Here is a 22,599-nt window from a genome sequence, read left to right on the forward strand (position 1 = left end):
AGTTGGAAGGCGTAATCTTCTTCAGGTTACGTCTTTTATCGCATTAAATATTTATGGGAGAAAAATCTATGTTTCGTAAAATATTTAAAAGGTTGGCTAAGCCAGAAGAGGTGGGACCCCAGATGAAGTTAATCGTTGGTTTAGGTAACCCAGGAAAACAATATGACCAGACGAGGCACAATATTGGTTTTGAAGTCATTGATGCTCTATCGAGTAAATTTGCGATCCCACTTAACCAGTCCAAATTTAAAGGACTATATGGGATTGGTTTTTATAGTGGTGAAAAAGTAATTTTATTAAAACCGCTTACTTATATGAATTTATCTGGAGAATCAATCAGAGCTGTCATGGATTATTATGATATTGACATAGAAGATCTGCTTGTAATTTATGATGATCTTGATTTGCCGGTCGGAAAGATTAGACTTCGACAAAAAGGGAGCCCTGGCGGACATAATGGGATTAAGTCCACAGTAGCCCATCTTGGAACACAGCAGTTCAACAGAATAAGGATTGGAATTGACCGCCCTCAGCCTGGAATGAGTGTGCCTGATTATGTTCTAGGACGTTTTCATCCAGACGAAAAGGCTCCAACTGAGGATGCAGTGAAGAAAAGTGCAGAAGCCTGCTCGGCATGGCTGGAAAAGCCCTTCTTACAGGTCATGAATGAATATAATCAGTAAATTGTTCATGACACAAGCCATTGTTTCATACAATAAAGCATTAAAACGAAATGGAAGGATCATCATACGAGCGGTTAATCTAATGAATAAGTTCCTCCTAGTAGGTTAATACTAATAAGGAATCCTAGATTAGGGAGGGACAGGCGTGGCTATCCATTACCATTGTCGTCATTGTGGTACCAAACTTGGTTCAATTGATAAAGCATCGATACACAGCGAAAGCCTCGGTCTTCATAAATTAACAGATCAAGAAAGACTGGAAATGGTTGCGTATGACTCGTCCGGCGATATTCACATCACAGCCATTTGTGAAGACTGTCAGGAAGCTTTAGAGCGGAATCCAGATTACCATCAATACGATTTCCTTATTCATTAACCAGCTTTGGAAGAACTCCAAAGCGTTTTTCTATTTATAATTTACTATAAGATCGTTATTAATATGAATTTTGTTGAGGAGGGAGGAGAAACCTTGAAAGCTTTAAAATCGTTATTTCTAAAGCAGGAAGATGTCCATTCCGTGATCGCGGGAGTGGAAGAGGGATTAAAGGAACAGTTGATTGCAGGGTTATCGGGTTCGTCAAGAACAGTTTTAACCGCTTCTATCTACGAACAAACGCAAAGGCCGATCATGCTCGTCACCCACAATCTATTACAAGCACAAAAACTCTATGATGATATTGTCAATCTATTAAGTGAGAAAGATGTTTTTCTTTTTCCAGCCAATGAGTTAATTGCTGCTGAGATGAGCATTGCCAGTCCGGAATTAAAAGCCCAAAGAATTGAAGCTTTAAACTACTGGAGCAAGCATAATAAAGGAATATTAATTGTCCCAATTGCAGGGTTAAAGAAGATCGTACCTCCTAAGTCTTTATGGAAAGAATACCAGCTCTCGTTAAAATTAGGGGAAGATATAACGATCGAGAAAACCTTAAATACATTTGTAAAAATGGGTTATATCCGAGCGGAAATGGTCACAACTCCAGGGGAATTTAGTGTAAGAGGCGGGATCATCGATATTTATCCGCTTACCGAAGCAAATCCGCTGCGAATTGAATTATTCGATACTGAAATTGATTCGATTCGTTATTTCTCGCTTGATGATCAACGTTCAAAAGAGAAGGTTTCAGAGGTTCATATTGGACCAGCAACAGAAGTAGTGTTAGAGGCAGACAATTATAGCCGCATTATTGATCATCTTGAAGCCGGATTAGGGAAAAGTCTTCGAAAACTAAAAGATGATAAAGCAAAAATGCAGCTATCGCAAAATATCAGTTTTGAATTGGAGCAGTTAAGAAACGGTCAAAAGCCTGACCAAGTCTTTAAATACCTTTCACTAGCCTACTATAGGGCTGCTAGTTTACTAGACTATCTGCCAAGCAATGGCCTTGTGTTTATTGATGAAATTAGCCGAGTTCAAGAGATGAATGATTCCTTAGTAAAAGAAGAGGCAGAATGGTATACAAGCTTACTTGGCACAGGCCAGATTATCCATGATTTACATATTTCCCATGACCTTTCAGTTCTGCTGCAAAAAAGAGAATTACCGATTGTTTATATGTCCTTGTTTTTACGTCATGTCGCCAATACAAGTCCGCAAAATATTATTAATGTCTCCTGTAAGCAAATGCAAAACTTTCATGGGCAAATGCATTTATTAAAGGCAGAGATCGACAGGTGGAAGAAAAGCAATTATTCTATTTTATTTCTAGGACCGGATGAAGAGCGGGTAAAAAAATTAGAGCGTGTACTAGAGGACTATGAAATTACTGCAAGTTTGACGAAGGGTGAACAGCAGCTGTTACCTGGCCGAGTTCAGATTATGCAAGGAAACCTGCAAACGGGCTTTGAACTGTCGATCCAGAAAATAGCTGTGATTACCGAAGAAGAATTATTTAATAAACGGGTCAAAAAATCTACTAACCGTCAAAAACTATCAAATGCTGAAAGAATTAAGAGTTACTCAGAGCTTAAAATCGGTGATTATGTTGTTCACGTGAACCATGGAATCGGTAAGTATTTAGGAATTGAAACGCTGGTCATTAATGGAATTCATAAGGATTATCTCCATCTCCGCTATCAGGGGACAGATAAACTTTATGTTCCAGTTGAACAAATTGACCTAGTTATGAAGTATGTCGGCTCAGAAGGAAAAGAGCCAAAAATTTATAAACTGGGCGGAACGGATTGGAAAAAGGTAAAGAAAAAGGTTCAATCCTCTGTTCAAGATATTGCCGACGATTTAATCAAATTATATGCGGAGCGGGAAGCAGCTGTGGGTTATGCCTATTCACCTGATGGCGATATGCAAAGAGATTTTGAAACATCGTTTGCTTACCAAGAAACAGACGATCAGTTACGATCGATTCATGAGATTAAGAAGGATATGGAAAGACCACGTCCGATGGACCGCCTCCTTTGCGGCGATGTAGGTTATGGAAAAACAGAAGTAGCTATTCGCGCGGCCTTCAAGGCCATCGCAGATGGGAAGCAAGTCGCTTTTCTTGTGCCAACAACCATTTTGGCTCAGCAGCATCATGAAACGTTAAGGGAGAGATTTCAGGATTATCCGATTAATATTGGCCTATTAAGCCGTTTCCGCTCGAAAAAACAGCAGACGGATACCATTAAAGGTTTAAAAGCGGGTACGATTGATATTGTCGTAGGAACACACCGTCTGCTTTCAAAAGATATTGTTTATCGTGATTTAGGGTTGCTGATCATTGATGAAGAGCAGCGGTTTGGGGTTACCCATAAGGAAAAAATTAAGAAATTAAAAACGAATGTCGATGTATTAACATTGACGGCAACACCGATCCCTAGAACTCTTCACATGTCGATGCTCGGAGTCCGAGATTTATCGGTTATCGAAACACCGCCTGAAAATCGTTTTCCTGTCCAAACCTATGTGATGGAATATAATGGATCATTAGTGAGGGAAGCGATTGAAAGGGAACTAGCCCGCGACGGACAAGTCTACTTTTTATATAACCGAGTGGAAGACATTGAACGCAAAGCCGAGGAAATATCAATGCTTGTCCCGGATGCGCGCGTGGCCTATGCTCATGGTCAGATGACAGAAAATGAATTAGAAGCGGTGATGATTGGCTTTTTAGCTGGCGAATTTGATGTTCTTGTTAGTACGACCATTATTGAAACAGGTGTGGATATTCCGAATGTTAATACATTAATAGTCTTTGATGCGGATCGCATGGGGCTCTCTCAGCTGTATCAGCTCCGTGGTCGTGTGGGAAGGTCCAATCGTGTTGCCTATGCCTATTTCACCTATCGAAAAGATAAAGTATTAACAGAAGTCGCTGAAAAACGCCTTCAAGCGATCAAGGAATTTACTGAATTAGGTTCAGGATTTAAAATTGCGATGCGCGATTTATCGATAAGAGGGGCAGGAAATTTACTAGGGGCCCAGCAGCATGGATTTATTGACTCCGTCGGTTTTGATCTTTATTCGCAAATGTTGAAAGAGGCGATTGAAGAGCGAAAGGTAAACATCGGCGTGACTGGAGCAGCTGTAAAAAAATCGGTAGATATTGACCTTGAAATTGATGCCTACATTCCGGATACATATATTAAGGATGGGCATCAAAAAATAGAGATGTACAAACGTTTTAGAGGGGCCGAGACTCTTGCAGATATTGAAGAGCTTGAAGCGGAAATGTTGGACCGGTTTGGTGAATATCCGGATGAGGTTTCCTGCCTATTCCAAATCGCTGAAATGAAGGTTTATGCCCTTTTAAATGGGGTGGAACAAATTAAGCAGCTAAAACAGGAAATAACCATTTTAGTGAATGAACAGGTTACCAACACGATTGATGGAAGCAAGATTTTTCATATTGGAAGCCAATTTGGCCGAAATGTTACCCCTGGAATGGAAGGTCCTAGGCTGAAAATTGTGATCAAGGTCAAGGATTATAAAGCCTCACAATGGCTGAATATTGCCTTTGAAATGGTTAAGGGACTGTCCCAAGCAAAAAAGGGTCATGAAAATCCAGTAAATTAACTGGATTCCTCTAAACATTGGTAGAAAGTGGCCCGCTTGTGGGTTTGCCAAAGCAATTCACTGGAATCCTGCTTTATCCAATTTCGGATAATTGTTATATATTTGAAAAATTATAACGTTTATGTATAGAACTTTCCAGATGAAAGATACTAAGTTCAAAGTTGGTGATGATTACAATAAAAGGAAAAACCGTCATCGCCAAGTTGAATAATCATCAGATGAAAGTGAGGCAACATTGGATGAAAGCAACTGGAATAGTTCGTCGAATCGATGATTTGGGTCGTGTTGTCATTCCTAAAGAAATACGCAGAACTTTGCGTATCCGCGAAGGGGATCCGTTAGAGATTTTCGTTGATCGAGACGGAGAAGTCATCTTAAAAAAGTATTCACCTATAAGTGAATTAGGTGATTTTGCCAAAGAATATGCTGAAGCACTTTTCGATAGCCTCGGGAACCCTGTATTAATTTGTGATAGAGATACCGTTATTTCAATGGCAGGCGGTTCTAAGAAAGAGTACTTAAATAAAAATATTAGTGATGTAGTTGAAAAAACCATGGAAGAACGTAATTCAGTGCTGGTCACTCAAAAGGGTGACATCTCTTTAGTAGATGGGAATGAAGAAGCAATTACTTCTTATACGATCGGTCCTATCATTGCAAATGGCGATCCAATTGGTGCAGTGATCATTTTCTCCAAAGAAGGAACTCTTGGCGAAGTAGAACATAAGGCTGTTGAAACAGCTGCTAGTTTCTTAGCAAGACAAATGGAGTCATAAAAGAACTAATCCTATTTAACAAATGTTAAAAAGACAGCCATTGCTGTCTTTTTTATTTAGTTTAAAAGGACTCTCTCCATGATATAATAACCTTCGAGTTTGTATTTTCTGTCTAGCTCCAGCGCGAAACGGGCGCTTGCGCTTTTCTTAGTAGGTGAATGAATGAAGTCTGTGAATCAATCCAAGGCTCTGTTTAGAGGAGCCTTTATTCTAATGCTTGCGGCCCTTATTACAAAAATTTTAAGTGCCTTTTATCGAATTCCTTTTCAAAACATTGTCGGGGATATTGGCTTTTACATATATCAGCAAGTATATCCGTTTTATGGGATGGCCATTGTCCTTTCGACGACAGGCTTCCCAGTCGTCATTTCAAAGCTCTATGCGGAGCAGAAACAAAAAGGTGATGACGAAAAATCACGCCTGCTTCTTTTTGTATCCTTTATTTATTTGCAATTATTTGGTTTTATCTGTTTCCTTATTCTTTACTTTGGTTCTGAAGCAATCGCTGTTTGGATGAATGACCCCCATCTCTCGATTCTATTAAGGGTAGTCTCGATTGTGTTTCTGTTGTTTCCCATGATGTCGATTCTGAGAGGCTATTACCAAGGGATTGGGGACATGGTCCCAACGGCACTATCACAGGTGGGGGAACAAACCACACGAGTATTGACGATTCTCTTTTTGGCCTCTCTTTTTATAGAAAAGGGTTATTCCCTCTATCTTGTCGGCGGTGGGGCCATGTTTGGTTCGATTACCGGCAGTATGATCTCAGGAATTATCTTGTTTATGTTTTTATGGATACGTAAAGAATGGAAGGTGGTAGCACCAAGGCAAGGAATGTTTCAAAGATATGCAAACGATGCAAAAAAGATCTTTAAGGCCCTTGTCTATCAGGGTCTCACGATTTGTATTAGCGGGATGCTCATGATATTTATCCAATTAGCCGATGCTTTGAATCTCTACTCCCTGCTTGTCGGAAGCGGGATTGATAGAGACGTGGCTAAAAGCCTTAAGGGGATATTTGACCGTGGGCAGCCATTAATCCAGTTAGGAACCATTGCTGCCACCTCCATGTCTTTAACCCTTGTTCCCTTAATCACAAGAGAGCGGTTGGCTGCCAAACCTGAATTTTTACAACACAAAATTCAAGTAGCTCTTAAAGTGAGTATCATTTTCGGTTTAGGTGCCTCTTCAGGTCTATGGGCGATCATTAAACCGACTAACACGATGCTGTTTGAAAATGAAGCTGGTTCAGCGGTGTTAGGTGTATTGAGTTTTGTGATCTTGTTTACGTCGCTTACCGCAACGATTATCGCCATTATGCAGGGCATGGGTGTGCTGCTCTTTCCAGCCATCGCAGTTGCATGTATATTCCCGTTAAAATATTTCCTAAATGTTTATTTGGTACCCTTATATGGAACAATGGGTGCTGCCATTTCATCACTTATTTCGTTGGGAATGGTCACAGCACTGCTATTCATTCAATTTAAAAAGGTCGTTCGGATCTCGCTATTCTCCCTTCACTTTTGGAGAACGATCATAATGGCCACCGCATCGATGGTCCTCTTTTTAAAAGTTTATTTATATATGTTCGGCTCAGATGATTATGGTCGAATCGAAGCTGTCTTTCAATCGTTAAGCGCGGTAATCGTTGGTGGTTTCCTCTTTTTATTGATTATTATAAGAGGCAAAGTCTTTCGTGAGGAAGAATTGGCGCTATTTCCATTTGGAAGTACATTAATAAAATTATTGGCCCGAAAGGATAGGAATTAACAATGGTAAGAAGGATTGAAATTCTAGGTTTAGGTGCAGGAGATTTGGAACAACTTCCTGTTGGTGTATATAAGAAGTTACTTAAATCAAACTCGTTATTTTTGCGGACGAAGGAACATCCGGTGGTCTCTGAGTTGGAGAAAGAAGGATTAAGGTATACTTCATTTGATTCAATCTATGAAAAACACGATCAATTCGAGGAAGTATATGAAGAAATAGTCGAGACGCTGTTGCAAAAGGCAGAAAGCGAGACGATTGTTTATGCCGTCCCAGGACATCCACTAGTAGCAGAGCGGGCTGTGCAGCTTCTTTTGGCGTATGGTCCAACAAGGGATATTGAAATAAGCATTGGCGGCGGACAAAGTTTTATTGATGCCTTATTTACCTCGTTAAAGATTGACCCGATTGAAGGGTTTCAGTTACTTGATGGGACATCACTCAACGCAGCACAACTGCAAATTGACCAACATATGATTGTGAGCCAAGTATATGACCAATTTGTTGCCTCTAACGTTAAATTAACCTTAATGGAAAAATTACCAGATGATTATCAGGTTTATATCGTTACAGCGGCAGGGAGCAGTCAAGAAATAATTGAAAAAGTTCCATTGTTTGAATTGGACCGAAATGTATCGATTAACAATCTGACGTCCGTTTATATTCCGCCAGTCAAAGAGGAACAAATCCTATTGAAGAATTTTTCAAAGTTAAGGGAAATTATTGCTGAACTTAGGAGTCCAACTGGCTGCCCATGGGATAGAGAGCAAACCCATGAATCCTTAAAAAAATATTTAATAGAAGAAACCTACGAAGTAATTGACGCAATTAACCATGAAGATATTGACCATTTAATCGAAGAACTGGGCGATGTACTGCTGCAGGTCATGCTCCATGCCCAAATCGGTGAAGATGATGGTTATTTTTCGATTGATGACATTATTGAAGGTTTATCAGCGAAAATGATTCGCCGCCATCCCCATGTGTTTGGAAATGGTCAGGCGGATAATGCCGAGGAAGTAGTAAGAAACTGGCAAGAAATTAAGAAGTTAGAAAAGGGTGAAGTACCTGCTTCTTTACTTGAAGGAGTGTCAATGGCCCTGCCGAATTTGTTAAGAGCCTATGAATTGCAAAAGAAAGCGGCAAAGGTTGGCTTTGATTGGCAGGAAATCACACCTGCGTTAGAGAAAGTGAAAGAAGAACTCGAAGAATTTGTGAATGAATTAGACGGAACAGACGAGGGCATGGCACGGGCTAAAGGGGAATTTGGCGATTTACTATTTGCGTTTGTCAATGTTGCCAGGTTCTTAAAGATCCATCCAGAAGAAGCATTGTTCGAAACGAATGAAAAGTTTACACGCCGTTTTCAATTTGTCGAGGAAAAAGTAAAGGACAGTGGCAGGACTTTTGAAGAACATACACTGGAACAACTCGACCTATACTGGGACGAAGCAAAATTATTAGGACTTTAGAAAAAGGGGAGTTTACGCATGCGTCTAGATAAGTTTTTAAAAGTATCGCGATTAATCAAAAGAAGGACTTTAGCAAAAGAGGTGTCTGATCAAGGAAGAATCGAAATTAATGGGAAAGAGGCCAAGGCTTCTTCAACGGTTAAAGTCGGGGATGAATTAACAATCCGACTGGGGCAAAGAAAAGTTACCGCAAGGATTGAGCGGATCCAGGATACCACCCGCAAAGAGGAAGCAGCAGAGATGTATACGATTATCAATGAAGAAAGAATTGGCTCCACAGAATTCCCAATGTAGTAACCGAGTTCTAATTTTCATATCCTTCACATAAATTGTATCAAAAAGGTTGTACAAATGATTGTGAGGGATGTTAATGAGCCAGTATTATGATAATAATCAAACAAAGAGCAGTGTTCCAGACCATGACGTCATCATGAGAGGCAGAAAACTTCTTGAGATTACCGGTGTCAAGCAAGTGGAGAGTTTTGATAATGAAGAGTTTTTATTAGAAACATCGATGGGATTTTTAGCAATCAAAGGACAAAATTTGCAAATGAAAAATCTCGATGTAGAAAAGGGGATTGTTTCGATTAAGGGGAAAATTTTTGATTTAGTTTACCTTGACGAACAGCACGGGGAGAAAGCTAAAGGGTTCTTTAGTAAGTTATTCCGATGACCCTCTCGACTCAATTTATTACGTTGCTTTCAATGATTGGAATGGGGTCGTTATTCGGCGCCATGTTCGATACCTATCAGCGGTTTTTAAATCGGCCGAAAAGGAAGCAGTGGATTGTATTCTTTAATGATTTATTATTTTGGATGATCCAAGCGGTGATCATATTTTACACGTTATTTTTAGTGAATAATGGGGAATTAAGATTTTATATCTTCCTCGCGCTTGTTTGTGGATTTGCCGCCTACCAGAGTTTATTTAAAGGGATTTACCTTCACTTGCTGGAGGTATCGATTAAAACAACGATAGCTGTCTGCCGCTTTATAAAAAAAGCTTTCCATCTCTTGATTTATAAACCGATCTTGGGTCTTATTCAGCTAATTATTATAATTATCATTTCAATTGGCAGGGGGCTTTTAACCCTTGTTAGATTTATGGGTAAGGTTTTACTATTTATCCTAAAGATTATTTTTGTACCGTTACAAAAGATTATGTTAATTTTTTGGAAACTTTTGCCGAAAGGTCTTAAAAAATCCGTCGAGAAGTTATATAATAAAACGGCAGGAAATTTTCACAAAATCAGGAATTATATAAGTAAGATGATAAATAGATGGAAAAAACCAAAAGAGTAAGGTGGTGAGGGAAATGGGAGCAGAACAAAAGAAAAGTGTGTCAAAGATCCAGACAACATATGTTAAACAGCAGGAGTATGCAGAAATTGCCTCAGCTAGGAAAAAGAAATTATTAGCAAGGCGGCTGTCGATGTTTTTGGTTTTGGCCAGTATTCTCTCTTATTTAATGATTTCCAGCTCCATTTCCCAAACTGCTAAACTCAAGGCAAAGATTGCTCAAAAAAAGGAACTTAATCACCAATTAACAGACTTAAAGAATCAGCAGGATATTCTCAATGAAAATATTATTAAATTAAATGATGATGATTATATTGCAAAGTTAGCTAGAAAAGAATATTTCTTCTCTGAGAAAAATGAAATTATTTTTACAATCCCTGATGAAAAAAAGGGAAAATGAACCAATTTGTAGCCATATTGACACTGATTTTTTTCTTTTTGTATAATATAGAGTAAGATTGATTTTTTATACTTTTAAGGAGGAACATTCTTTTTATGTCAATTGAAGTAGGCAGCAAGTTACAGGGGAAGGTAACAGGAATTACTAATTTTGGAGCGTTTGTGGAGCTGCCGGGTGGCTCAACGGGACTCGTACACATCAGCGAGGTTGCGGACAACTATGTGAAAGATATTAATGATCATTTAAAGGTTGGCGACCAAGTTGAAGTAAAAGTCCTCAATGTTGAGAAGGATGGGAAAATTGGACTGTCGATTAAAAAAGCGAAGGATCGACCAGAGACGCAGCAAAGGTCCCATTCAAACTCACAATCACAACGTCCCCGTCAGGGTAGAAACAACGATCGCAATAATGCTAAGCCGGAAAATTTTGAAACCAAAATGGCAAAATTTTTAAAAGATAGTGAGGATCGTTTATCTTCCTTAAAACGGCACACGGAGTCCAAGCGTGGAGGAAGAGGAGCTAAGCGGGGGTAAACTTGCTGTTAACTTTTATCAGAATAAGAGTGGCCTTACTCAATATCTATAAATCTAAGACAGGTCTAAAAGGCCTGTCTTTTTTTGCTTTTCAATAAAAAAAAAAGTGTCAGGCACCATGTGAATTCTTCACATGGTGCCTGACACCCAATGATGACACCCAACGACACTAATTACTATTATTTGAATGATAATAGTGAAAACCGTCGAACGATTCTTTTTGCTTGTTCACTGATTTGACAAACTTTTCTGACTATTAATTTTATAATTATCTGTACGATGAAAGAATAGGGAGTGTGATTTATGGAAAAGACAAATGCTAGTTTCATAGAACCAGTCAGAGAAGTTAATCTTCATTCATCGAAATGGGCTTTGCAGAGTGGAATGAAAAAAGTTCAACTAATGCTAGAGTCCTTTTTCATAAAAAAGGGGTACCTGTTATTATTGGTGGGTTTTTTGCTGGGACGAGCCTTGATTTTGGCAAAGTTGACTCCGTTTTGCCTTCCCTTTTTTGCCTCTGTTTATTTAATTAAACGAGATCGGGCACCGCTTGCCTTGATCGGATTGATTATCGGTGCAGTGACCATTTCGCTAACAAATGCGGCTTTTACCTTCGTAGTTACGCTCAGCTACATGGTAGTTTTCCGAATATGTAAGAAATGGTTAAGGAATGAAATGAAATCGACACCTTTTATTGTCGGTATTGTGCTTGGGCTGGGGAAATTGGCTGAAGCGTTTATACTTTCACAGCAATTGACACTATATGATTTAATGATGGTCGGAGTTCAAACAAGTCTTGCTTTTATTTTGACGTTAATTTTTTTACAAAGTATCCCATTGCTAACCTTTAATAAAAGGAGACAATTGTTAAAAACGGAAGAAATCGTTTGTCTAATCATTATGCTCGCTTCGATTATGACGGGGACAATTGGCTGGAAGGTTTATGACCTATCGGTTGAGCATATTATGTCGAGATACCTAGTATTAGTGTTTTCTTTTATAGCTGGTGCAACAGTCGGTTCGACAGTGGGGGTCGTCACTGGGTTAATTTTTAGTCTTGCTAGCGTATCTAGTTTTTACCATATGAGTTTACTTGCTTTTTCAGGTGTCTTGGGAGGCTTGATGAAGGAAGGTAAAAAAATAGGTGTTTCAATTGGATTATTTATCGCTACGCTCCTAATTGGCATGTATGGGGAAGGCGGAGGGTCCATCCTGCTTACTGTATTGGAGTCAGCAGCGGCCATCTTCTTATTCCTCTTAACACCTCAGGTATTAACTTCTCGATTAGCAAAGTATATCCCTGGTACACCGGAGTACACAGCAGAGCAGCAAAAGTATATGCGTAAGATGCGCGATGTTACGGCACAGCGGGTTTCACAATTCTCTAATGTCTTCCATGCCTTGTCCAAAAGCTTTTCACAAATGGAGATCCAACCAAAAGAAGAGCAAAATGAACGTGAAATGGATTACTTTATGAGTAACGTAACCGAAAAAACTTGCCAAACATGCTTTAAGAAGGATCAATGCTGGGCGAACAATTTTAATACAACCTATGCCTATATGGAAGAAATTATTCATGAAATGGATCAAAACGACGGGAATATTTCTACTAAACTATCGCGAGAATGGGAAAAGATTTGTACACGATCAAAAAGAGTGTATGAATCGATTGGGCAAGAATTAACGTTTTTTCAAGCCAATCAAAAGTTGAAAAAGCAGGTTCAGGAAAGCCGCAGACTTGTTGCGGATCAATTGTTAGGTGTGTCTGAAGTGATGGATAATTTCGCGAAAGAGATCCAACGGGAAAGAGAAAACCACCACAAGCAGGAAGAACAAATTATGGAGGCCATGCAATCGTTCGGAATCCATATAGAACAAGTGGAAATCTATAGCCTCGAGCAAGGAAATGTCGATATTGAGATGTCTTTGCCATTTTGCGATGGCCATGGTGAATGTGACAAATTAATAGCACCGATGTTATCAGATATTCTCGGGGAAAATATTGTCGTTAATAAGGAAGAATGTGCAACCGTACCGAATGACCTTTGCCGTGTGACATTTAGATCATCAAAGGCGTTTACGGTGGAAACAGGAGTCGCCCATGCTGCCAAGGATGGGGGCCTTGTATCGGGAGACAGCTATTCGACCATTGAACTCGGATTAGGAAAATATGCGATAGCCATTAGTGATGGAATGGGAAATGGCGAGAGAGCCCATTACGAGAGTAAAGAAACACTGCTCCTATTACAAAAAATCCTCCAATCAGGAATCGAGGAGAAGGTAGCGATTAAATCTGTTAACTCGATCCTATCGCTCCGGACGCAGGATGAAATTTTTTCTACATTAGATTTAGCGATGATTGATCTGCAAAATGCTTCAGCCAAGTTCCTTAAGATTGGATCTACACCAAGCTTTATTAAAAGAGGGAGTAAGATTATTAAAATTCAGGCAAGCAATCTGCCAATAGGAATGATTCAAGAATTTGAAGTGGATGTGGTCAGTGAACAACTAAAAGCTGGAGATTTACTAATTATGATGAGCGATGGGGTGTTTGAAGGTCCCTTGCATGTAGAAAATTATGATTTATGGATGAAAAGAAAATTACAAGGATTAGAGACAGATAATCCGCAGGAGATAGCTGATTTAATTCTCGAGGAAGTCATTCGATCGAGATCTGAAATCATCCATGATGATATGACTGTGACCGTAGCGAAAATAAAACATAATACACCGAAATGGGCCTCCATTCCTGTTCCCAAATTGAAACGGCAGGCCTAATAGAGTATTTTACACCGTCTCTCATTAAAATATGTATAAATCATTTAGATCCCGTCGAAAATGGTACCAATACATGTTGTGAAGGGAGAAGGTTATGTATACAGGGAAAATTCGCCAAATTTTACTAATTACCGATGGATGTTCCAATCAAGGGGACGATCCAATTGCCATGGCTGCACTAGCGAAAGAACAAGGAATCACTGTTAATGTCATCGGTGTGATGGAGCAGGATACCATTGATGAAAAAGGAATGACCGAAATTGATGGGATCGCGATGTCAGGCGGGGGAGTCAGTCAGATTGTCTATGCCCAGCAGCTCTCACAAACGGTGCAAATGGTAACCCGTAAGGCGATGAACCAAACCATTCAGGGTGTGGTTAACCGTGAATTGCAACAAATTTTGGGACGTTCGCAAACAATGGAAGACCTCCCGCCTGAAAAACGGGGGGAAGTGATGGAGGTTGTCGATGAATTAGGGGAAACTGTCGAATTAGAAGTGTTGATTCTTGTCGATACAAGCGCAAGTATGAAACACAAACTCCCGACAGTTAAAGAAGCCCTGCTTGACCTTTCTCTAAGCTTGAACGCTCGAACAGGAGATAATCAATTTTCGGTATATGTATTTCCCGGGAAAAAGAAAGATGTCGAAAAATTGCTGGATTGGACACCTAAATTGCAAACTCTGACAAGTGTATTCTCCCAGTTGTCCACTGGAGGAATAACACCAACAGGACCCGCGTTACGGACAGCGTTATCCTCTTTCGAAGAAAAACAATCCCTAAGGAGCCTGCTTTCACGTGATGATGAATCATACTTTGAAGAGTCAATGTAAAGTAAGCCAAGGGACAATCATTTCAGGGAAATGGCATTTAAAAAAGTATAAAATTATTAAGGAACTTGGATTTGGAGCAAACGGGGTGGTCTACCTTGCTGAGCATAATAGCACTCAAGTCGCTTTAAAAATGAGTGATAATGGTATGTCAATCACTTCTGAGGTAAATGTTTTAAAATCCTTAGCAAAGGTCCAGGGACCCCCAACCCTTGGACCTTCTTTGCTTGATGTCGATGATTGGCAGAGTAATAACGGACGCATTTCCTTTTATGTGATGGAATATATCCAAGGACCAGACTTTTTAACTTTTTTACAACAAAAGGGGAAATCCTGGACAAGTGTTTTATTTTTGCAGCTTTTAAATGATTTAGACAAGCTTCATGAAAATGGCTGGGTATTCGGGGACCTAAAGCCAGAAAACTTAATCGTCACAGGTCCTCCTCCAAAAATAAGATGCATTGATGTTGGCGGCACGACCATTCAAGGAAGAGCGATTAAGGAATTCACGGAGTTCTATGACCGCGGTTATTGGGGACTGGGGTCTAGGAAAGCTGAGCCTTCCTATGACCTGTTTGCAGTGGCAATGATTATGATTAATACCGCCTATCCCAAAAGATTAACGAAAACCAGTGGTGGAATATCGCAATTAAGAGATGCGATCCGACAGAAGCCGGAACTGCTAGCGTGGGAAAAGGTCATCCTAAAAGCACTTCAAGGCCATTATAGCAGCGCTAAACAAATGAGAGCAGACTTATTAGATCTTATGGTCGATAAAAAAATGCCCGATCCGCTATTAAAGCCCATTGGTCCGACCAAACCTTCCCAAAAACAGCCGCCCCGGCCAGATTCAAAAGGGAACCAGCCTGTAACAAGGCAGCACTATCGGAAAAAGAAAAAAAAGAGTGGCTGGATGGAATTTTGGTTAATAGCGATCGTGTTAGGTCTTTTATATGGCTGGTACACATTTAATAAATTGCTGTAATTGTTGAAACTATTCTCAAGGTCATTCGTATAAGAAGAAAGGTTATTTAATACGTAGTTCTTTAAGAGGATAAATAGGAAAAATTTCTAAGGATTTTGTAATGCCAATGCTTTGATAGTTTATTCGAAAAAGTGGTAGACTAATGTTATTCTAAACGTTTTAATGCTTTAAACTTTGTTTTAAGAAAGAGTGCAATCATATGTTGGAATCTAAGGTCAAGGCCTTTCTTAATCACCAGGGATTCAGATTAGAATCCAAAAAGATTGTCATTGGTGTTTCGGGAGGCCCGGATTCGCTAGCGCTGCTTTACTTTTTGCTCGCGGAAAAAGAGAAACAAAACCTTTCCCTAGTTGTAGCCCATGTAGACCATATGTTTCGTGGTCAGGAGTCCTATGAGGATGCGCTGTTCGTCAAAGCATTTTGTGAACAGAATAATCTTCCGTTTGAGATGACTCGCGTCAATGTGCCAGAAATTATGGAAAGCACAGGAAAAAGTTCGCAAATCGCCGCAAGAGATGTAAGGTATGAGTTTTTTTCGAAGATTATGGAAAAGTATCAGTATCGATTTTTAGCCCTTGCACATCATGGTGATGATCAAATCGAAACCATGCTAATGAGATTAACAAGAGGCAGTGCGGGACTGGCTCGAGCGGGTATTCCTTTTTCGAGGCCATTTGAACAGGGAACCATTTTTCGTCCATTTTTAGGATTGGAAAGGGCTGATATTCAGGAATATTGCCTAAATCATAACCTAAGCCCGCGAATAGATCCGAGTAACGAGAAAGGGATCTATAGTAGAAATCGCTTTCGAAAAGAAGTTGTCCCTTTTTTAAAAAAGGAAAATCCACATGTGCATGAACATTTTCAACGGTTTAGCGAGGAATTAAAAAGTGATGAAACCTTTCTTCTGGAGTTAACTGTCCAACGAATGAATACAGTTATGACAAAAAAGGAAGAAAGTGAAATTACCATTGACATTAAACGCTTTCTTGAAGTGCCTATACCTTTACAAAGGCGAGGGATTCAACTAATATTAAACTATCTTTACAAAGAAATACCAGCTTCATTATCTGCCGTACATATCGATCAAGTATTTTTCATAATTAATCATCCTCACCCATCAGGTCAACTTGATTTGCCCAATGGTTTAAAAGTTTCCCGTTCCTATCATTCCCTTTCCTTCCAATTTCAACCGACCGAGGTTGAGTCATATCATTTTGAAATGACAGAGCCTGGAACGATTTTATTGCCAAATGGCGGGGAAATTAGCAGCAAATATATGGAGGGGGACATTCCAACGGCAAATCCATACACTGCCGTGTTTCATGCAAGCAGTATTCAGTGGCCGATTATCATTCGTTCAAGGAAAATGGGTGATCGGATGACAATTAAGGGAATGCAAGGATCGAAAAAGTTAAAAGCCATATTTATTGATCAGAAAGTACCAGTTCATGATCGAAATATGTGGCCTGTACTCACCGACAAAGAAGGTTCTATTATCTGGCTTCCAGGTTTAAAAAAATCTTCTCTTGAAGGCATAGATTACCCAGCTAAACAATATATACTATTCAAATATCAAAAGTAACGATCTTCTAGGGGGCACATTTAGAATGAAACAGGATATTGAAAAGGTCTTAGTAACAGAAGAAGAGATTCAAATTAAAATCCGGGAGTTAGCTGGACAGTTAACGGAAGAGTATCAGGATCGATTTCCGCTTGCCATAGGTGTTCTAAAAGGCGCAATGCCGTTTATGGCTGATTTATTAAAACGGATGGATTGCTACCTTGAAATGGACTTTATGGATGTTTCCAGCTACGGAACTGGGCTTGTTTCTTCCGGAGAAGTAAAAATCCTTAAGGACCTAGATACATCTGTAGAAGGCAGAGACATTCTAATTATCGAGGATATTATCGATAGCGGTCTAACACTTAGTTATTTGGTTGACCTATTTAAATATCGGAAAGCAAAATCGATCAAGATTGTAACATTGCTCGATAAACCAACAGGTAGAAAAAGTGCAATTAAAGCTGATTATGTTTGTTTTATTGTGCCAGATGAATTTGTTGTTGGATATGGCTTGGATTATATTGAAAAATATCGAAACCTTCCATATATCGGTGTCTTAAAACCTGAAGTATACAGCAATAATCTTTAAGATACTTATTAGCTCATTATTAAAGCAACATATAAAGCTTTAAGCATGAGAGTAATTCCTTGAATTAGTAAGATTTTCTATGATACCATTTAGTATAGTTTGCCTATCGTGGGAGGAGGTAAGAGATGAATCGGATTTTCCGTAATACCATCTTTTATTTATTGATATTTTTAGTCATTATTGGCGTGGTGAGTTTCTTTAATGGAAGCAATGAACAAACAGATCATATTTCATATGATAAGTTTGTAACGCAATTAGAAAATGGCGAAGTGAAATCATTTTCAATGCAGCCTGAACGAGGCGTTTATGAGGTTCGTGGTGAGTTAGAAGCGAAAAGTAAAAAATTCATAACCTATATTCCAAACAGCGAAAAGATTCTTGACCGAATTGATAAAGCTGATTCTAAAGTGGAAGTAATGCCTGCCAAGGAAACAAGCGGATGGGTGACTTTCTTTACATCGATTATTCCGTTTGTGATTATCTTTATTTTATTTTTCTTCTTACTAAACCAAGCCCAAGGCGGCGGCAGCCGTGTGATGAACTTTGGTAAATCTAAGGCGAAGCTTTATAATGATGATAAGAAAAAGGTTCGTTTTAGAGATGTAGCTGGTGCGGATGAAGAAAAAGCAGAATTAGTTGAAGTGGTGGAATTCTTAAAGGATCCGCGGAAATATGCCGAACTGGGTGCCCGTATTCCAAAAGGAGTGCTTCTAGTAGGCCCTCCAGGTACTGGTAAAACATTGCTTGCTAGAGCAACTGCAGGAGAAGCAGGCGTTCCGTTTTTCTCGATAAGCGGTTCAGATTTCGTTGAAATGTTTGTCGGGGTCGGAGCTTCCCGTGTTCGTGATCTATTTGAAAATGCCAAGAAAAATGCACCTTGTATTATTTTTATTGATGAAATTGATGCAGTTGGACGTCAACGTGGCGCTGGACTAGGCGGCGGACATGATGAACGTGAGCAAACCTTGAACCAATTGCTTGTTGAAATGGATGGTTTTGGGGCAAATGAAGGAATTATCATTATTGCTGCTACAAACCGTGCCGATATTTTGGATCCAGCCCTTTTACGTCCTGGTCGTTTCGACCGACAAATTACCGTGGACCGTCCGGATGTGATAGGACGTGAAGCAGTACTTAAAGTACATGCACGTAATAAACCGTTAGATGAATCTGTAAACTTAAAGAATATTGCCATGCGTACACCAGGCTTTTCAGGTGCTGACTTAGAGAACTTATTAAATGAGGCGGCATTAGTTGCAGCCCGAAGCAGTAAGAAGAAAATCGATATGGAAGATATTGATGAAGCGACCGACCGGGTAATTGCTGGGCCAGCTAAAAAGAGCAGGGTTATTTCCCAAAAGGAACGTAATATCGTTGCATTCCATGAGGGCGGCCATACGGTGATTGGTTTGGTGCTAGATGAAGCCGACATGGTCCACAAAGTTACCATCGTTCCTCGTGGGCAAGCAGGCGGATATGCTGTCATGCTGCCTAGAGAAGATCGTTACTTTATGACGAAGCCTGAGTTGCTTGATAAAATTGTTGGTTTACTCGGTGGGCGTGTAGCGGAAGAGATTGTCTTTGGTGAAGTAAGTACTGGAGCCCACAACGATTTCCAACGCGCTACAGGAATTGCTCGTAAGATGGTAACCGAATACGGTATGAGTGAAAAGCTTGGACCGCTTCAGTTTGGTCAAGGTTCAGGCGGACAGGTTTTCTTAGGCCGTGACATTCATAATGAGCAAAATTATTCCGATGCGATTGCTTATGAAATTGACTTGGAAGTTCAAAGAATTATCAAGGAATGTTACGCTCGAGCTAAAGTCATTCTCACTGAAAATCGTGACAAGCTTGATCTCATTGCAAAGACACTTCTTGAAGTTGAAACCCTTGTTGCTGAACAAATTAAATATTTAGTTGACCATGGTCATATGCCAGCGCCTAATGTCGCTTTAGAAGCCGTTAAAATCGGTCCGAAAAAAGTAGAAGACGTGAAGGTTAATATCAATACGAAAAAGGATGAGGTTGAGCCGCTTAACCCTCCTAATGAAACAGATAATAAATAAATAGTCGAAAGAGTGCTTCATTGAAGCGCTCTTTTTTTTTATCAAAAAACATATTTATGTTATTATGTTTTCAGTATAGAAGTGAATAATCTGAAAAGTGAGTGATAGATGTGATTTTCGTATTTGATGTAGGGAATACCAATATAGTACTGGGTGTTTATGATCATGAGGAACTTAAATATCATTGGCGTGTAGAAACAAATAGAAATCGTACGGAAGATGAGTTTGGAATGAACATTAAAGCATTGTTTGATCATGCTGGCCTCTCTTTTTCAGATATTGATGGCATTATTATTTCCTCTGTCGTTCCACCAATTATGTTTGCGCTGGAAAGAATGTGTCAAAAGTATTTTCATGTGAAGCCGTTTGTTGTTGGACCAGGGATTAAAACGGGTTTAAATATTAAATATGAAAATCCAAGAGAAGTTGGGGCGGACCGAATCGTAAATGCTGTTGCTGCTATCCACGAATATGGCAGTCCTTTGATTATTGTCGATTTTGGAACCGCAACAACTTATTGTTATGTGAATGAGGAACGCCAATATATGGGTGGTGCGATTGCCCCGGGAGTGGGTATTTCAACAGAGGCCCTTTATTCGAGAGCTTCAAAATTGCCGAGAATTGAAATAGCCCGCCCTGAAGCGGTAATCGGCAAAAATACCGTGGCGGCGATGCAGGCTGGTATTGTCTACGGGTATGTGGGACAGGTAGAGGGCATCGTAAAGAGGATGATGGAGCAAAGCGAGAAGAAGCCAACGGTCATTGCGACAGGCGGACTAGCTAATTTAATTGCCCAAGAATCAACCATTATTGATATTGTTGATCCATTTTTAACTTTAAAAGGGTTACAGCTTATCTATAAGAGAAACGTGGATATCCTAAGGAATAACAGCTAGAAGGGGGTTACCAAATGAAGGATTATCTTGTAAAAGCACTTGCCTATGATGGCAATATTCGAGCCTATGCCGTTCGTACAACAGAAACGGTAAGTGAGGCACAAAGGCGTCATCAAACCTGGCGGACAGCATCAGCTGCACTCGGCCGTACGATGACCGCAGGGGTAATGATGGGGGCTATGCTTAAGGGTGAGGATAAATTAACAATTAAAATCAACGGCGGCGGCCCGATAGGCCCGATTGTTGTGGATAGCAATGCCAAAGGGGAAGTGCGGGGGTATGTAACCAACCCGGAAGTTGATTTTGAATCAACTGAAAATGGGAAGCTTGATGTCCGCCGCGCGGTGGGTACCGAGGGGACGCTTGCGGTTGTCAAGGATGTAGGGCTTCGTGACTTTTTCTCTGGACAGGTTCCGTTGGTATCAGGTGAACTAGGAGAAGACTTTACGTATTATTTTGCGACATCGGAGCAAACTCCTTCTTCGGTTGGTGTCGGTGTTTTAGTAAATCCCGATGATAGCATTTTGGCAGCAGGCGGGTTTATTTTTCAATTAATGCCTGGGACACCGGAACCCATCATTTCAAATCTGGAAGAAAGATTAAAAAACATTGAGCCCATTTCCAAATTAATTGAACGAGGTTTAACTCCAGAACAAATCCTCGAAGAGCTTTTTGGAAAAGAGCAAGTAAAGGTCTTAGAAACGATGCCAGTGGGCTTTGAATGTAATTGCTCTAAAGAACGATTTGCTAATGCGATTGTTGGCTTAGGGGCAGCAGAGATCCATGCCATGATTGAAGAAGATGGACAGGCTGAGGCTCATTGTCACTTTTGCAATGAAAAGTACCTCTTTTCGAGCGATGAATTAGAAGAACTGAAAAAGGATGCAAAGTAAGGTGCTTACGCTTTTCTGATTGGGGGAGAGACGTTGGGGAGGAAGCAACTTTGGATGGTTATCGCGGCCCTGATCATGGTTAATTGCCTAACAATCGCCTTTTTTTTATCAAAGGCAAATCTGGCAGGCGGAGCAGTAATGAATGAAGAGGCAGTTGCAACAGTCGGAAAAAAAACAATCCTAAGACAAGAATGGCTGAATGAACTAGAAGCCAGATATGGAAAAGATGTTTTAAAAGAAATGGTCGATCAAAAGGTCATAGAGGAAATGGCAGCGAAGTATAAAATTAAAATAACCAATCAAGATGTTGAACGTGAATATAGAATGCTGCAAGCCACCTATAATTCTTTGAGTAAACAGAGCGTAAAGAATGAAGAGAAGTGGAAGGAACAAATCCGAAGCAACCTCCTTTTAGAGGAACTTTTAACAAAAGATGTCGTGGTTTCAAACGATGAATTAAGTAACTATTATAAAAAAAATAAAGAGCTATTTCATGTGCCGCCTGCCTTCCATTTATCACATATTGTTGTGAGTACAGAGGAAGAAGCAGACCAGGCTTTACAGGAATTAGCACAAGGTTCGGACTTTTCAACATTAGCGATGGAACGTTCGATTGAGGAATTTTCTGCTAATGAAGGCGGAGATATAGGATACCTTAGTGAGGAAGATGAACGCTATCCGGTCCAATATATCCAAACAGCTAAGGAATTAAAGAAAGGCGCCTACAGTATGCCAATCAAGGTAGGCCAAGGGTATGCAATCATTAAGCTAGAAGGAAAAATAAATGGAAAGAAATATTCCTTTAAGGATGTAAAAGAGCAAATTCGGCGCCAAATTGCTCTTGAACAAATGAAATCCCCAGCTGCTGCTTCTACTTTTTGGGATGATGTTCAGGTGGATTGGTTTTACGGTAAAGAAGGAAACTAAAAACACAGATGTTATTTCTGTGTTTTTTCATTCTAAAATTTGAAATATTGTAAAAATATCCGAACAAAACGATTGACAAACTAAGTATAAAACTGGTAAATTTAATTATATAAATCCAATC

20 protein-coding genes are annotated in these 22,599 nt (G+C 39.8%); all 20 read left to right on the forward strand.

From position 1 onward, the window contains the following. Positions 1–122 precede the first annotated feature (122 nt). The 20 genes from pth (at position 123) to J7E63_RS22990 (ending at position 22,478) form a co-directional block, all read left to right on the forward strand. On the forward strand, positions 123–683 hold the full coding sequence (gene pth, locus J7E63_RS22895) for an aminoacyl-tRNA hydrolase (RefSeq protein WP_098933560.1): 561 nt from the start codon (positions 123–125) through the stop codon (positions 681–683). A 145-nt stretch (positions 684–828) separates the two neighbouring features. Continuing rightward, on the forward strand, positions 829–1,059 hold the full coding sequence (fin, locus tag J7E63_RS22900) for an anti-sigma-F factor Fin (protein WP_168241463.1): 231 nt from the start codon (positions 829–831) through the stop codon (positions 1,057–1,059). Between the two features lie 93 nt (positions 1,060–1,152). Beyond that, a complete protein-coding gene (mfd, locus tag J7E63_RS22905; protein ID WP_215016765.1) occupies positions 1,153–4,698 on the forward strand; it encodes a transcription-repair coupling factor in 3,546 nt (1,181 codons plus the stop codon). A gap of 239 nt (positions 4,699–4,937) precedes the next feature. Beyond that, positions 4,938–5,474 carry a stage V sporulation protein T gene (spoVT, locus tag J7E63_RS22910; protein WP_215016767.1) on the forward strand — a complete coding sequence of 179 codons (537 nt, stop codon included), beginning with the start codon at positions 4,938–4,940 and terminating at the stop codon, positions 5,472–5,474. A 162-nt stretch (positions 5,475–5,636) separates the two neighbouring features. Further along, on the forward strand, positions 5,637–7,247 hold the full coding sequence (locus tag J7E63_RS22915) for a putative polysaccharide biosynthesis protein (protein ID WP_215016769.1): 1,611 nt from the start codon (positions 5,637–5,639) through the stop codon (positions 7,245–7,247). A 2-nt stretch (positions 7,248–7,249) separates the two neighbouring features. Next, positions 7,250–8,716 (forward strand): bifunctional methyltransferase/pyrophosphohydrolase YabN, encoded by a 1,467-nt coding sequence (yabN, locus tag J7E63_RS22920; protein WP_215016772.1) that lies wholly within the window; start codon positions 7,250–7,252, stop codon positions 8,714–8,716. An 18-nt stretch (positions 8,717–8,734) separates the two neighbouring features. After that, the gene (locus J7E63_RS22925; protein ID WP_215016774.1) at positions 8,735–9,010 is read left to right on the forward strand and encodes an RNA-binding S4 domain-containing protein; all 276 of its coding nucleotides are present in this window, start codon (positions 8,735–8,737) and stop codon (positions 9,008–9,010) included. Positions 9,011–9,086: 76 nt separating this feature from the next. Continuing rightward, positions 9,087–9,389, forward strand: a complete 303-nt coding sequence (gene yabP / locus J7E63_RS22930) for a sporulation protein YabP (protein WP_215016777.1) — start codon at positions 9,087–9,089, stop codon at positions 9,387–9,389. Then, a complete protein-coding gene (gene yabQ / locus J7E63_RS22935) occupies positions 9,386–10,018 on the forward strand; it encodes a spore cortex biosynthesis protein YabQ (RefSeq protein WP_215016779.1) in 633 nt (210 codons plus the stop codon). The genes yabP and yabQ overlap by 4 nt, the downstream gene beginning before the upstream one ends. Before the next feature lie 13 nt (positions 10,019–10,031). Next, the gene (locus J7E63_RS22940; protein WP_215016781.1) at positions 10,032–10,415 is read left to right on the forward strand and encodes an FtsB family cell division protein; all 384 of its coding nucleotides are present in this window, start codon (positions 10,032–10,034) and stop codon (positions 10,413–10,415) included. 95 nt (positions 10,416–10,510) lie between these two features. Next, positions 10,511–10,948: a S1 domain-containing RNA-binding protein gene (locus tag J7E63_RS22945; RefSeq protein ID WP_088084937.1), complete on the forward strand. Its 438-nt coding sequence runs from the start codon at positions 10,511–10,513 to the stop codon at positions 10,946–10,948. Positions 10,949–11,251: 303 nt separating this feature from the next. After that, positions 11,252–13,726, forward strand: a complete 2,475-nt coding sequence (gene spoIIE, locus J7E63_RS22950) for a stage II sporulation protein E (RefSeq protein ID WP_215016783.1) — start codon at positions 11,252–11,254, stop codon at positions 13,724–13,726. 94 nt (positions 13,727–13,820) lie between these two features. Next, positions 13,821–14,558 carry a vWA domain-containing protein gene (locus tag J7E63_RS22955; protein WP_168241471.1) on the forward strand — a complete coding sequence of 246 codons (738 nt, stop codon included), beginning with the start codon at positions 13,821–13,823 and terminating at the stop codon, positions 14,556–14,558. Next, positions 14,527–15,540: a serine/threonine protein kinase gene (locus J7E63_RS22960; protein ID WP_215016803.1), complete on the forward strand. Its 1,014-nt coding sequence runs from the start codon at positions 14,527–14,529 to the stop codon at positions 15,538–15,540. Before J7E63_RS22955 ends, J7E63_RS22960 begins: the two co-directional genes overlap by 32 nt. A 199-nt stretch (positions 15,541–15,739) precedes the next feature. Beyond that, positions 15,740–17,125 (forward strand): tRNA lysidine(34) synthetase TilS, encoded by a 1,386-nt coding sequence (tilS, locus tag J7E63_RS22965; RefSeq protein WP_215016785.1) that lies wholly within the window; start codon positions 15,740–15,742, stop codon positions 17,123–17,125. A 25-nt stretch (positions 17,126–17,150) separates the two neighbouring features. After that, complete coding sequence (gene hpt, locus J7E63_RS22970; protein ID WP_214717301.1) at positions 17,151–17,696, forward strand: hypoxanthine phosphoribosyltransferase; 546 nt, start codon at positions 17,151–17,153, stop codon at positions 17,694–17,696. A gap of 125 nt (positions 17,697–17,821) precedes the next feature. Next, a complete protein-coding gene (gene ftsH / locus J7E63_RS22975) occupies positions 17,822–19,762 on the forward strand; it encodes an ATP-dependent zinc metalloprotease FtsH (RefSeq protein ID WP_215016787.1) in 1,941 nt (646 codons plus the stop codon). A 110-nt stretch (positions 19,763–19,872) separates the two neighbouring features. Further along, positions 19,873–20,658: a type III pantothenate kinase gene (locus J7E63_RS22980; RefSeq protein ID WP_168241475.1), complete on the forward strand. Its 786-nt coding sequence runs from the start codon at positions 19,873–19,875 to the stop codon at positions 20,656–20,658. Between the two features lie 14 nt (positions 20,659–20,672). After that, positions 20,673–21,551: an Hsp33 family molecular chaperone HslO gene (hslO, locus tag J7E63_RS22985; RefSeq protein ID WP_215016789.1), complete on the forward strand. Its 879-nt coding sequence runs from the start codon at positions 20,673–20,675 to the stop codon at positions 21,549–21,551. 33 nt (positions 21,552–21,584) lie between these two features. Beyond that, positions 21,585–22,478 carry a peptidyl-prolyl cis-trans isomerase gene (locus J7E63_RS22990; protein WP_215016791.1) on the forward strand — a complete coding sequence of 298 codons (894 nt, stop codon included), beginning with the start codon at positions 21,585–21,587 and terminating at the stop codon, positions 22,476–22,478. Positions 22,479–22,599: the final 121 nt, after the last annotated feature.

It is taken from the genome of Bacillus sp. ISL-75, assembly GCF_018613095.1.

What these genes read in the sequence shown, in the direction of transcription:
- tilS (WP_215016785.1), top strand. Translation starts at nt 15,740, where the DNA reads ATGTTGGAATCTAAGGTCAAGGCCTTTCTTAATCACCAGGGATTCAGA.
- J7E63_RS22915 (WP_215016769.1), top strand. Translation starts at nt 5,637, where the DNA reads ATGAAGTCTGTGAATCAATCCAAGGCTCTGTTTAGAGGAGCCTTTATT.
- J7E63_RS22940 (WP_215016781.1), top strand. Translation starts at nt 10,032, where the DNA reads ATGGGAGCAGAACAAAAGAAAAGTGTGTCAAAGATCCAGACAACATAT.
- J7E63_RS22945 (WP_088084937.1), top strand. Translation starts at nt 10,511, where the DNA reads ATGTCAATTGAAGTAGGCAGCAAGTTACAGGGGAAGGTAACAGGAATT.
- hpt (WP_214717301.1), top strand. Translation starts at nt 17,151, where the DNA reads ATGAAACAGGATATTGAAAAGGTCTTAGTAACAGAAGAAGAGATTCAA.
- J7E63_RS22955 (WP_168241471.1), top strand. Translation starts at nt 13,821, where the DNA reads ATGTATACAGGGAAAATTCGCCAAATTTTACTAATTACCGATGGATGT.
- yabN (WP_215016772.1), top strand. Translation starts at nt 7,250, where the DNA reads ATGGTAAGAAGGATTGAAATTCTAGGTTTAGGTGCAGGAGATTTGGAA.
- J7E63_RS22960 (WP_215016803.1), top strand. Translation starts at nt 14,527, where the DNA reads ATGATGAATCATACTTTGAAGAGTCAATGTAAAGTAAGCCAAGGGACA.
- pth (WP_098933560.1), top strand. Translation starts at nt 123, where the DNA reads ATGAAGTTAATCGTTGGTTTAGGTAACCCAGGAAAACAATATGACCAG.
- J7E63_RS22925 (WP_215016774.1), top strand. Translation starts at nt 8,735, where the DNA reads ATGCGTCTAGATAAGTTTTTAAAAGTATCGCGATTAATCAAAAGAAGG.
- yabP (WP_215016777.1), top strand. Translation starts at nt 9,087, where the DNA reads ATGAGCCAGTATTATGATAATAATCAAACAAAGAGCAGTGTTCCAGAC.
- yabQ (WP_215016779.1), top strand. Translation starts at nt 9,386, where the DNA reads ATGACCCTCTCGACTCAATTTATTACGTTGCTTTCAATGATTGGAATG.
- ftsH (WP_215016787.1), top strand. Translation starts at nt 17,822, where the DNA reads ATGAATCGGATTTTCCGTAATACCATCTTTTATTTATTGATATTTTTA.
- hslO (WP_215016789.1), top strand. Translation starts at nt 20,673, where the DNA reads ATGAAGGATTATCTTGTAAAAGCACTTGCCTATGATGGCAATATTCGA.
- spoVT (WP_215016767.1), top strand. Translation starts at nt 4,938, where the DNA reads ATGAAAGCAACTGGAATAGTTCGTCGAATCGATGATTTGGGTCGTGTT.
- spoIIE (WP_215016783.1), top strand. Translation starts at nt 11,252, where the DNA reads ATGGAAAAGACAAATGCTAGTTTCATAGAACCAGTCAGAGAAGTTAAT.